The sequence below is a fragment of the Streptococcus mitis genome, from assembly GCF_005144795.1.
GTDB classification, from domain to species: Bacteria; Bacillota; Bacilli; order Lactobacillales; family Streptococcaceae; genus Streptococcus; species Streptococcus mitis_BB.
This window is the reverse complement of sequence record NZ_SWFJ01000005.1, coordinates 24,271-36,191: the sequence shown is the minus strand read 5'-3', so window position 1 is coordinate 36,191 and position 11,921 is coordinate 24,271. Positions and strand designations below refer to the sequence as shown.

The window sequence follows — 11,921 nt, the reverse complement described above, 5'->3', positions numbered from 1 at the left end:
TAAAAAATAAATAGTATGTTTAAAGAAAGAACAGAGTTCTGTATTATGCAGTTCTCCGTTCTTTTTCTTTATGCTTAATTTATTGACATCAAAAAACCCCTAAATCTTAGATTAACACTATCTAAAATCTAGGGGATTGATTATATAAATATTATTTTAAAATCTTGATTCTAGTTCATTTCTTTAAAGGCTGCTTCTGCATCTTCATTACTTATGACACCAAATTGAATCTTTCCAATCTTTCCTTGACTGTCAATTAGGTATTCTGTAGGAATGCTTCGAATTTGATAAGCTTGGAAAGTTGTTGCTTTAGTATCATAAAGTACTGGGATATCCTTATAACCTTGATCTTGGAACCATTGTGGGAATTGCTCAACAGTTTTTTCACCTTGAATTCCCGGTGCAATAACAGTAAGAATTTCAAAGTCACGATCTTCTTTTTCAGCTAATTTCATCAACTCAGGCATACTTTTTTTACATGGACCGCACCATGAAGCCCAAAACTTCAAATAGACTTTTTTCCCCTTAAAATCAGATAACTTAACTTCTTTGCCATCCATTGATTGCAAGGTGAAATCTGGAGCCTCTTTTCCAACAGCAATTTGTTGTACAGTCTTTTGTTGCTGTTGTTTGGGAGATTGTTCTGGTTCTTGAGTCTGTTTAGTCTCTTTCTCACCACAGGCCATCAATACAACTACTGACAAGAGGCTTAAGCCAGCAAACATTACTTTTTTCATTTGTTCTCCTTTATTCAAAAATTCCAGCTAGAACATTTACTTGTCCTAATAGTAACAAAATTCCCATTAAAATAATAAGGAAACCACCAATTTTCTTTAGTAGCATCATATGACGTTTGATTTTACTAAAATAAGGCATCACTACACCAGAAGCTAGAGCCAAAACCAAGAAAGGAATAGCCATCCCCATAGTGTAAACAAGAGTATAGATAGCTCCTTGCCAGGCACCATCGCCTCCAGAAGCCGCAAGTGCTAAAACAGAACTTAAAACTGGACCAATACAAGGCGTCCAACCAAAGCTGAAGGTAATACCAAGTAAAAAAGCTGACCAATAACGATTAGAATCTGATTTTTTAAAGGTAAAGCTTTTTTGAACCTCTAATTTCTTAAAATGAAAAATTTCCATCTGGTGTAAACCTAAAATGATAATAATCGTCCCCATGGTATAGCGAAACCAATTCGCATAGAGAATATTACCAAGGTAACCAGCACCAAATCCTAAGATAAAGAAAATGAGAGAGATACCTGCAATAAAGCAAAGTGTTCGAATCAAACCTGACCAAGCGACTTTTCTTCCAAAAAGAGAGAAGCTTTTTGCACTTTCCTGATCATCCAATAAAATTCCAGCATAAACTGGTAACAGAGGAAAAATACAGGGGGAAAAAAAGGACAAGACGCCTGCTAAAAAAACGGAGATTGAAAATAATATCGTTTCCAATAAAGAACCAACTTTCTTAATAATTCATATCCTATTGTACTATAAATGTTAAAATTTGTATCAAGTTTGCTACGGTTAGCTGTATATACTATGATGTTAGAAAAAAGAAAAAGATTGAAGAAAGTTATCCAAGTCAACTTTTTCTTCAATCTGCCTTTAGTTATTTTAATAAGTCCCTTCTTCACCTTGACTAGTCAAGATAACAGGACCATCTTTAGTAATCACAAATTGGTGTTCATACTGACATGACAATCCACCGTCAATGGTCTTATGCGCCCAGCCAGTTTTCATATCTGTATCAATTTCCCAGTCACCTGTATTGATCATCGGTTCAATAGTCAATACCATTCCTTCACGGAGACGAAGCCCACGACCAGCAATACCATAGTTAGGAACCATTGGTTCTTCATGCATAGTTGGACCAACACCATGACCAACCAAATCACGCACTACACCGTATCCACGACTTTCAGCATATTCTTGAATAGCTGCTCCAATATCACCGATACGATTTCCAACAACAGCTTGCTCAATACCCTTGTACATAGCTTCTTTAGTTACATCCATCAAGTTTTTCACTTCTTCGGACGGTGTACCGACAGCATAAGCCCAACATGAGTCTGCAAGACCACCAGAATAGCTCCGAGTGTATTTTTTCATTTGTTCCACATTGTTGAAGTTTAATTTTGAGACATTCAGGTCAGATTTAGCAATTGGACCTCCCAAAACCATATCAACTTTGAGCAAATCACCATCTTTCAAGATATAGTGACGAGGGAAAGCATGAGCTACTTCATCATTAAGAGAGCAACAGGTAGCATAAGGATAGTCCATCATTGCACCGTCAACTCCAATCTGAAGCGGAAGGAAATTTTCTTCCTTACAACGACGGCGAACGTATTCTTCAACTTCCCACATATCTACGCCAGGCTTAATCAAATCACGCAAGCCAATATGGATACTTGCTAAAAAATCACCGGCCTTATCCATAGCTTCGATTTCACGAGCTGATTTTAATGTTATCATTTTTTCTCCTAGTTTCTAATTAATTTTAACGGTTACATTTGCCTTTGAAACAATCTGATGACCATGATAAATATCGTAGTCAATAATAGCTGACCGTCTAGTATGGTGGATAATGCGTGCCTGAATACGCAATATATCATCTATCTGAACTGCTTGCAAAAAGTAGATCAACATCTGCTCAATAATGAGATTTCGACCACTATTAACAACTAAATCTTGTGTCATATGAGTCAGTATCTCCGCCAATACACCATTAGCCAAAACTCCGTTTTTCTCAAGCATAAAGGGTTCCACTGTAATCACTACTTCATCGTGATGATAAGACAGTTTTTGACCAATCTGCTCAGAAAAAGTAGGCAGAGCAGAAACTTGGGAACGACTCATCTTCTCCATGACATCTCGTCTGGTTACAACTCCAAGCAAGGTTTGATTATTTCGAACAACCGGTACCATTTCAAAGTCTTCAGCAATCATCCGTTGACTCACATTGGCAATATTTGTCGATAATCCAACCAAAAATAGACTACGAGACATGACCTTATCAATTGTCGTACTTGGTGACTTATCACCAGCATCTCTCATGGTAACAACTCCCACCACAACCTGATGTTGATTGATAACTGGGAAACGACTGCTACGATTCTTACGTACCAAATCTAAATAATCTTTAACAGTGTCGGTCTCTCTCAGAAAACCATATTCGTGACAAGGGCGATAAAGTTTCTCAACTGTCAAAATATCTGTTTTAATTTGAACATTTGACAAGGCTTTATTGATCATGGTCGCGACGGTGAATGTGTCATGCTTACTTCTCAGAACTGGAATTCCTTTTTGATTGGCCAGTTTAAGCACATCATCATGGACCTGAAATCCACCTGTAACTAGAACTGCATTTTCATTTTCCAAGGCTAACAACTGAATACGGGTTCGATCTCCGACAATCAAGAGTCCCCCATCATGGAGATAAGATAAGATATTTTGCTCAGTCATGGCACCGATTGAAAACTTACTAAATTCTCTCTCTAAACCTTCTTGCCCAGCCAAAACCTCAGAAGAAGTCACTTCTGCAATTTCTGCAAATGTTAATCTTTCGATAGCAACTTTCTGAGATTTAACACGGATAGTACCACTTCTTGGACGAGTCTCTACAATTCCACGATTTTCAGCTTCTTTAATGGCCCGATAAGCCGTTCCATCACTGACTCCTAGATGGTTGGAAATACTTCGAACACTGACTCTTTTACCAACGGGTAATTCTTCCAAATAGCTTAGAATTTCTTGGTGTTTACTCATTAATTTCTCCCTTTACAAAGCGAAACTCAAGATAATCACGCATTTTCTTTGTATAGCGATCACTTCCTTTAAACTGACGAATCAATCGAAATCCAGACTTAAGAGCAACCCGTTGGCTAGCTTCATTTTCAAGGTGGGTAATGATGGATAATTGTTTTAAACCAAATTCCCCAAAAGAAAGTTGGCAAAGTTTTTTAACAACTTCTGTCATAAAACCTTTAGACCATGAATCTTTTCTCAAAAAATAACCAAGTTCTGCTTCTTTTTTTATTTCATCTAGCTTTTCAAACTTAATTGAACCAATCATTTTTTCAGTTTTCTTATCACAAATAGCCCATACCCCTAAAGGAGCCTTCATAAAATAATTGGCCAGTGCATATTGACTTTCTTCTGGACTAGCTTGACTTGGAAAAATGAATTGTAAATTTTCTGGATTTGAAGCTATCTCATGGAAGTCCTTACTATCACTAAAAAAGAAAGGACGCAAATACAAGCGATCCGTTTCAAAAAAAGAAAACATTGCTAATTTGGTCCAAATATTCATAAACACCTCTACGGTTTATTCTTCAACAAGTGTAATATCCGCTCCTAGATTACGTAATTTTTCAATAATATCAGAATAACCACGTAAGATGAACTCAATATTTGTAATTTCAGTTTTACCTTCAGCCATCAAACCAGCAATGACAAGTGCGGCCCCAGCTCTAAGGTCAGTAGCTTTTACATTTGCTCCACGTAAACTACGTCCACCAGTATATATGATATGGTCGTTTGTAGTCGTAATATCTGCATCCATCTTTGCTAGTTCAAAAACATGGTTTACTCGTTTTTCATAAATGGTATCAATAATGGTACCACGCCCCTCCGCTGTTAACAAGAGTGGAGTAATTGGTTGTTGCAAGTCAGTAGCAAAACCAGGATAAGGTGCTGTCTTAATATTGATTGCTTTCAAATTAGACTGTTCTTCGACAAAAATACTGTCTTCAGATACAGTCATTCTCACACCCATCTCTTCCAACTTAGCGATGAATCCTTCTAAGTGTTCGTATAATACATTGTTGATACGAATTCCCTTACCGACTGCAGCAGCTAAGGAAATGTATGTTCCCGCTTCAATACGGTCTGGAATCACCTGATGACGAGTTCCATGTAATCTTTCAACACCATCAATAATGATGATATTGGTCCCAGCACCACGGATATGGGCTCCCATATTATTCAAAAGTGTCGCAACGTCAATAATCTCAGGTTCACGGGCTGCATTTTCAATAATCGTACGACCATTTGCTTTAACAGCAGCAATCATCGTATTTATCGTCGCACCCACGCTAACCGTATCCATGTAAATACTTGCTCCATGAAGTCCTGTATCTTTAGCAGATAACTTCATGTTATCTCCCTCGTAGCTAACAGTGGCACCCATAGCTTCAAAAGCCTTAAGGTGTAAATCAATAGGACGAGGGCCCAAATCACATCCACCAGGTAAGCCAACAGTGGCTTCACCAAAGCGACCTAAAAGACTTCCATAAAAATAATAAGATGCACGAAGACTATTGATCTTTCCATATGGCATTGGAATATTTTGAACACCTCTTGGATCAATCTCTAACACATCGTCATATCTCTTAACAGTAGCCCCCATTAACTCCATAATTTCGACAAGACTAGCAACATCGGAAATATCTGGTACACAATCCAAAGTCACAACATCATCTGCCAAGATAATAGCTGGAATCAAAGCTACAACACTATTTTTTGCACCACTAATGGTAATCTCACCTTGCAGGGACAAGCCACCATTGATAACAATTTTTCTCATTTTTAATTTTTAATACTCTTTCAAAATTTCTAAAAAGGTCTTTCCAGTCTATTATACCATAAATTTTAATATTTTCCCATTGCTCTTATTAAAATCATCCCCTTTTTGCCCCCTAATACAAAAAAGACCTATCACACAAGCTATAAAACTTGATATGATAGGCTTTTTAATGTCAGATTAACGTACAGTGCGGATACGCATTGTGTTTGTACGAACAGCTTCTCCAACTGGTACACCAGCTACGATAACGATATCGTCACCAGATTGTACAAGACCTGCTTCAACTGCTTTACGTTCAGCAATTTCGAACATATCGTCAGTTGATGATGGAGCATCTGTCAACATTGGGATAACACCCCAGTTCAACATCAATCCACGTTCTGTCAATTCGTCGAATGTCAATGCCAAGATGTCAGCATTTGGACGGTATTTAGAGATCAAACGTGCAGTGTGTCCAGTCTTAGTAAGTGTTACAACCAATTTAATGTCCATTGAGTTAGTAGCATCTTTAACAGCTGAAGCCATTACTTCTGTCTTAGAGTTACGTTCGAATGAATCTGAGTTCAAACGGCCGTATTCGTTAAGAAGAGTTTGAGCGTTCTTGTCAATTGTAGCCATTGTAGTTACTGACTCAAGTGGGTATTTACCATTTGCAGACTCACCTGAAAGCATTGTAGCGTCAGTTCCATCAATAACAGCGTTGAAAACGTCTGATACTTCTGAACGAGTTGCACGTGGTTTTTCAGTCATTGTTTCAAGCATGTTTGTTGCAGTGATAACAACTTTACCTGCAGCATTGACTTTCTTGATGATCATTTTTTGGTAAACTGGAACCATTTCGAATGGTACTTCGATACCCATGTCACCACGAGCGATCATGATACCGTCAGCAGCTTCAATGATTTCATCCAAGTTGTCGATACCTTGTTGGTTTTCGATTTTAGCGAACAATTGAACGTGTCCGTTTCCAGTTTCTTTACAGATTGCACGAACTTCTTCAACGTCTTTTGCAGTACGTACAAATGAAATCGCAATAAAGTTGATACCTTGTTCAAGACCAAAGCGGATGTCATCATTATCACGTTCAGCAAGAGCTGGGAAAGGAATTTTAGTGTTAGGGATATTAACACCTTTTTGTTTAGCGATTACACCGTCATTTTCAACTTCAACTTCAAATTCACGAGTCGCATCATCTTTAGCCACTACACGAAGACCAAGTTTACCATCGTCAATTAATACTTGACGTCCAACTTCAACATCGTCATAGATATCAAGTGAACCAGCAACGTTCAATGCAATTACTTCACGAGTTGATTGAATTCCTTGTTTAGTTGCAACACGAATTTTTTCACCAGTTGTGTAAGAGTATTCTTTTGCATCTCCTTCGAACAATTCTGTACGGATTTCTGGTCCTTTAGTATCAAGAAGGAAACCAACTTTTTTACCTGCAAGTTTTTCAGCAAGTTTAACAGTTGCCATACGGTCACCTTGTTCTTGGTGGTCACCGTGTGAGAAGTTGAAACGGAATGTATTAGCACCAGCTTCAATCAATTTAGCAATGTTTTTAGCTGAAGCTTCAACATCCAGTTTTCCACTCCAGTATCCATCTTCACCATATTTTTTACCACCACGGATTTCAACCGCAGGACCCAAAGTTGCAACGATTTTTACACGTTTGTTCATGATTTTGTGACTCCTTTATATAAATGACCTTTTTGGTCTTATTAACTAATTTTTTAATTATGACAAGTTCTTATTCAAGTTAGATAGCTCAAGGTCTGCTTTATGAGGATTGTTAACCACAATCTTACCATCTGCAGTGAGGCTAAACAATGCTCCCTCTTCTGCCGTACCAAGAATTGGGTTTTCAACCATTTTCTCATTACGGATACCAACCGCAACACCACCGATACCTTCTTTAAGAAGTTTAACAGCATGCGCACCCATACGTGACGCCAATACACGATCACGCGCAGTTGGAGAACCACCACGTTGAATATGTCCAAGTTCTGTTACACGAAGATCGCTTGTATCCCCTGCTTCTTTCAGTTTTTGACCAAATTCAGCTGCTGACATCACACCTTCTGCCAAGACGATGATATTGTGTTTTTTACCACACTCATAACCACATTTAATGCTCTCTACGATATCTTCAATCTTGAATCCTTCTTCAGGAATGATGATTTCATCAGCACCTGTTGCAATACCAGCCCAAAGAGCGATATCACCAGCGTTACGTCCCATAACTTCGATAACAAAAGTACGACGGTGACTTGATGATGTATCACGAATCTTATCGATAGCATCCATAGCAGTTGTAACCGCTGTGTCAAAACCGATTGTGAAGTCAGTACCAACGATATCGTTATCGATTGTACCTGGAAGACCGATAGCTGGGAAGCCATGTTCAGTCAAACGCATAGCACCGTGGTAAGATCCGTCACCACCGATAACAACTACACCTTCAATCCCGTGTTTTTTCAATTGCTCAATTCCTTTAAGTTGCCCTTCAAGTTGAGCGAACTCTGGGTAACGAGCAGAGTGAAGGAATGTACCACCACGAGAAATGATGTCTCCTACTGAAGCAGCATCTAGGGGATGAATTTCACCAGCAACCATTCCAGCATATCCATCATAGATACCAAAAACTTCCATTCCTTCTGAAATTGCTTGACGAACAACTGCGCGGATGGCAGCGTTCATACCAGGGGCGTCTCCACCACTAGTCAAAACAGCAATACGTTTCATTTAGTTTATGCTCCTTTTTCTTTTAACATTCCTACTGATTATATCACATTTAAATGGAAAATTCTTCTATTTTCCGTAATTTTAGTGATAAATCGTTTTCATAGCAATTTTATCCAATTTCGCTTCTAATTCATTGGATTTAGTCACAAAATATTGGGAAGAAACAATTGTTTTCTGTTCCTCTTCATACCTGATGATGACTGGGATTGAGCCTTTATACTGGTCTAGGATATTTGAAATTTCTTTATCATATTCATGATTTTTAACCTGAATCCAGAATCGTTCAGCCACTGCTTCTTTCAAATCTTGTGCAATCATTTGCAGACGGTCATCTCTTGATTGAATCTTACCGTTGATGTAGTAGAATTTTCCTTCAGATAGGAGAGAGGCAAATTTTCGATACTGGTCTGAAAATACTGTAACATCCATCCGAGACTTACTGTCGTGAACCTGTAGAAAGGCCATATTCTCGCCTTTTTTAGTTCGAATAACTTTTATTTTTTGCACTTCAACTAGAAGAGTTGCATTTGCTCCCTCAATAAGATTAGCAATTGGGGTTGTCGGATATAGGGCTTGTTTAGCGAGAGTTTGTAGAGGATGTGCACTGATACCTACCCCAATCAGTTCTTGTTCCTTGTAAAACTTCTCTGCCTCTGTTAAATCATCAGCCTCAGTCCAACTATAATTTGTATCTGCAAAGAGCCCACCCAACTCCTCAACGAAAACAAATAAGTTAGGTAGGTTCACTAAAATCTTCTGACGATTTTTGTCAAATTCATCAAAGAGCCCCAATTCAACTAAAGGCGTCAAAAGTGAGAGTTTCTTGTAATTCTTAGGAAGACGCGTGACGAAATCTTCAATACTTGAGAAAGGACGGTTTTCAATAATCCAATAAGAAAAATCTCTTGGCATCCCCTTAATCGCTTTCAAACCTAGGTAAATTTTCTTTTGAACAATCTTATCATGAAAGGGAATACTATTAATCGCTAAAGGTGCCACTTCAAATCCCATCTGCAATGCATCTACAATATAATCACTACTTGAATAATTCAACATGACTTGAAAGAAAATAGCAGGATAGTGCGTCTTGAAATAAGCAAGTTGGAATGCCAGTGCTGAGTAAGCATAGGCATGGGATCTATTAAATCCATAACCCGCAAACTTTTCCATCACTGCAAAAACTTGGTTGGCTTTCTCTTTTGAATGACCGAGTTTAACTGCACCAGTGATAAAATCTTCCTTCATCAAATGCATCTCTTTAGCATTTTTCTTACCCATGGCACGTCTGAGAATGTCGGCTTTACCAAGACTGAATCTTCCAAAGCGCTGAGCTACCTGCATAACTTGCTCTTGATAGAGCATGATACCGTAAGTTGATGACAGGATGTCCTCCAAGGAAGGATCTAGTACCGTCACTTTTTCTTTGCCATGCTTGCGAGCCACAAAATTATCAATATAATCACTAGCACCTGGTCTGTTAAGGGATGTTGTTGCCACCACTTCTTCGAAGACTTGTGGTTTGACCCGTTTCAAGAGTCGAATGGCTCCAGATTGTTCAAATTGGAAAATCCCTTTCGTATTTCCAGCTGCAAAGAGAGCCAAGGTTTCTTTATCTTCCAGATCAATCTCTTCGATTTTGAGATGAACACCCTCTGACTCCGCAAGTAATTCTTGCATTTTTTGTACGAAAGTCAGGTTACGTAAACCAAGAAAATCCATTTTTAGAAGTCCATTAGCTTCAATACCATGAGCATCATACTGGGTGATGAGCATATCCTCACCATATTTTAGAGGAATATAGTCTGTCAAGTCTTGGTCACTCATAACGACTCCTGCCGCATGGATAGAGGTCTGACGAGGATAACCTTCAATCTTTCGAGCAATATCAAAAGCTTTTTGGTACTCAATCTTACTATTTATGACCTGTCTAAATTGCAAATTCTTTTCATAGGCCATCGTTAGCGTATCTCGAAAACTGATTTTTTTCGTAATATTTGTTAATTCGTACTCTGGAACACCATAGCGTTTGAAAACATCACGAATTGCCTGTTTTGCTCCAAAGGTCGAATAAGTGACAATCTGCGCCACGTGTTGACTGCCATACCGATCACGAACATAACGAATGAACTCTGGTCTATAAAGGTCTGGAATATCAATATCAATATCAGGCATGGTATATCGTTCACGATTGAGGAAACGTTCAAAAATCAGATTTTTCTCTACTGGGTCAATCCCTGTGATATCAAGTGAGTAGGCGACCAAACTACCCACAGCAGAACCGCGTCCCATTCCCATATAATAGCCTTGGGAACGTCCAAAACGCAATAAATCCCAAACAACTAGGAAATAGTCATCAAAGCCCATATCATGAATCACAGCCAACTCTTCATTTAAACGCTTTTGATAAAGAACTGAGGTTAGCCCCTTGACTATCAGTCCCTGCTCAGCCCTCTCTCTAAGTTCTTCTACTGCAGGCTTTTCAGGGTTAAAGCGAGGGAGTTTTAAACTTGGATCAAGTTGGTAGCTAACATTCCCTATCAAACCTTGGAGATTGGCAAGCGCCTGAGGGAAGCGATTTTTAAACCGAGCTTCTAAATCTGAGGCAGGTAAAAAAATCCCTGGTTGTGAATGCACATCCACTTCTCTCAGACTGATATTATCCTTGACTGCCGACAAGATTTGCAAAACTTGTATATCTTCTTTCTCAAAAGAGTTGACCTGATACAGTGGAAGAATGGGTTTGGTAAAGACTTCTTGGTGAGTATCGGGACTAACCCCAATAAAATAATCATGACCCAAATCCAGCTGATCGATTCCATCAAAATAAGAAACAATAACAGCAACATCCTCAAGGTGACTGGTAAAGTCAGACCAATTTTTTCGTCCCGTCATTTTTAAAGTGGATAACTTCATCAACTCTTGGTAACCTTTAGTAGATAGAGCTAGAAAACGAAAAGAGATCTCCTTCTCGTCTATAATCAAGGTCATTTCAAGACCAATTAGAGGTTGGATTCCATATTTTCGAGTCACTTCTAAAAAATGATAGGCTCCATAGAGATTATCCACATCCATAATAGCAAGGTGAGAATAACCATAGTTTTTAGCTATTTGTACATATTTTTCAATCGAAACTACACTTCCCATAAAACTATAAACTGTTTTGGTGTCAAGTTGTGCAATCATGAACTCACCTCTCCTATTTTGATATATTTCTATTATACCATTTTACACCCCATATTTCTTAATCAGTCCATTAAGTACAAACTGATTATCCTTATCCAATTCTAAACAGTAGTATAAAACAGATTCTGCAAAGATTAACCTATTTTTATATTATTATGTTTTAAATAAAAATTCAAAACATTTTTATACTATATAAAGAATAATAAGACAAACATATATATTCTTTTGTTCTTTGTAAATCTTTAAACATGACTATATTTTATATTTTATTTACTGTAAATTATCATAAGTAACAGTAAATCTATACTATATTTTGAAATTTATTTCATTAGGGTTTATTTATTCCATTTTTCCCATTTTTTTGATATAATAAATTTAGTGTTTTTTCAAAGGAGAA

General features: G+C 37.9%; 9 protein-coding genes. All 9 read right to left on the bottom strand.

Annotation, left to right across the window (positions count from 1 at the left end):
• Nucleotides 1–170 precede the first annotated feature (170 nt).
• The 9 genes from sdbB to FBF73_RS04390 all read right to left on the bottom strand — a co-directional run bounded on the left by sdbB (nt 171) and on the right by FBF73_RS04390 (nt 11,524).
• On the bottom strand, nt 171–737 hold the full coding sequence (sdbB, locus tag FBF73_RS04430; protein WP_136937094.1) for a thiol-disulfide oxidoreductase-associated lipoprotein SdbB: 567 nt from the start codon (nt 735–737) through the stop codon (nt 171–173).
• 10 nt (nt 738–747) lie between these two features.
• Nucleotides 748–1,455, bottom strand: a complete 708-nt coding sequence (ccdA2, locus tag FBF73_RS04425; protein ID WP_136937093.1) for a thiol-disulfide oxidoreductase-associated membrane protein CcdA2 — start codon at nt 1,453–1,455, stop codon at nt 748–750.
• 165 nt (nt 1,456–1,620) lie between these two features.
• The gene (locus tag FBF73_RS04420; protein ID WP_136937092.1) at nt 1,621–2,481 is read right to left on the bottom strand and encodes a methionyl aminopeptidase; all 861 of its coding nucleotides are present in this window, start codon (nt 2,479–2,481) and stop codon (nt 1,621–1,623) included.
• Nucleotides 2,482–2,496: 15 nt separating this feature from the next.
• Nucleotides 2,497–3,774, bottom strand: a complete 1,278-nt coding sequence (spxR, locus tag FBF73_RS04415) for a CBS-HotDog domain-containing transcription factor SpxR (protein WP_136937091.1) — start codon at nt 3,772–3,774, stop codon at nt 2,497–2,499.
• Nucleotides 3,767–4,318 (bottom strand): GNAT family N-acetyltransferase, encoded by a 552-nt coding sequence (locus tag FBF73_RS04410; RefSeq protein ID WP_070482709.1) that lies wholly within the window; start codon nt 4,316–4,318, stop codon nt 3,767–3,769. The genes spxR and FBF73_RS04410 overlap by 8 nt, the downstream gene beginning before the upstream one ends.
• A gap of 15 nt (nt 4,319–4,333) precedes the next feature.
• The gene (locus FBF73_RS04405; RefSeq protein ID WP_124787933.1) at nt 4,334–5,593 is read right to left on the bottom strand and encodes a UDP-N-acetylglucosamine 1-carboxyvinyltransferase; all 1,260 of its coding nucleotides are present in this window, start codon (nt 5,591–5,593) and stop codon (nt 4,334–4,336) included.
• Between the two features lie 177 nt (nt 5,594–5,770).
• Nucleotides 5,771–7,276 (bottom strand): pyruvate kinase, encoded by a 1,506-nt coding sequence (gene pyk, locus FBF73_RS04400; RefSeq protein ID WP_136937090.1) that lies wholly within the window; start codon nt 7,274–7,276, stop codon nt 5,771–5,773.
• Nucleotides 7,277–7,333: 57 nt separating this feature from the next.
• Complete coding sequence (gene pfkA / locus FBF73_RS04395) at nt 7,334–8,341, bottom strand: 6-phosphofructokinase (protein WP_124787935.1); 1,008 nt, start codon at nt 8,339–8,341, stop codon at nt 7,334–7,336.
• An 81-nt stretch (nt 8,342–8,422) separates the two neighbouring features.
• Nucleotides 8,423–11,524, bottom strand: coding sequence for a DNA polymerase III subunit alpha (locus FBF73_RS04390; protein ID WP_136937089.1), 3,102 nt, complete (start codon nt 11,522–11,524; stop codon nt 8,423–8,425).
• Nucleotides 11,525–11,921 lie beyond the last annotated feature (397 nt).

Excerpts from the sequence above, each read along its gene's own strand:
- sdbB (WP_136937094.1), bottom strand. The coding sequence starts at position 737 with ATGAAAAAAGTAATGTTTGCTGGCTTAAGCCTCTTGTCAGTAGTTGTA.
- FBF73_RS04420 (WP_136937092.1), bottom strand. The coding sequence starts at position 2,481 with ATGATAACATTAAAATCAGCTCGTGAAATCGAAGCTATGGATAAGGCC.
- spxR (WP_136937091.1), bottom strand. The coding sequence starts at position 3,774 with ATGAGTAAACACCAAGAAATTCTAAGCTATTTGGAAGAATTACCCGTT.
- FBF73_RS04410 (WP_070482709.1), bottom strand. The coding sequence starts at position 4,318 with ATGAATATTTGGACCAAATTAGCAATGTTTTCTTTTTTTGAAACGGAT.
- FBF73_RS04405 (WP_124787933.1), bottom strand. The coding sequence starts at position 5,593 with ATGAGAAAAATTGTTATCAATGGTGGCTTGTCCCTGCAAGGTGAGATT.
- pyk (WP_136937090.1), bottom strand. The coding sequence starts at position 7,276 with ATGAACAAACGTGTAAAAATCGTTGCAACTTTGGGTCCTGCGGTTGAA.
- pfkA (WP_124787935.1), bottom strand. The coding sequence starts at position 8,341 with ATGAAACGTATTGCTGTTTTGACTAGTGGTGGAGACGCCCCTGGTATG.
- FBF73_RS04390 (WP_136937089.1), bottom strand. The coding sequence starts at position 11,524 with ATGATTGCACAACTTGACACCAAAACAGTTTATAGTTTTATGGGAAGT.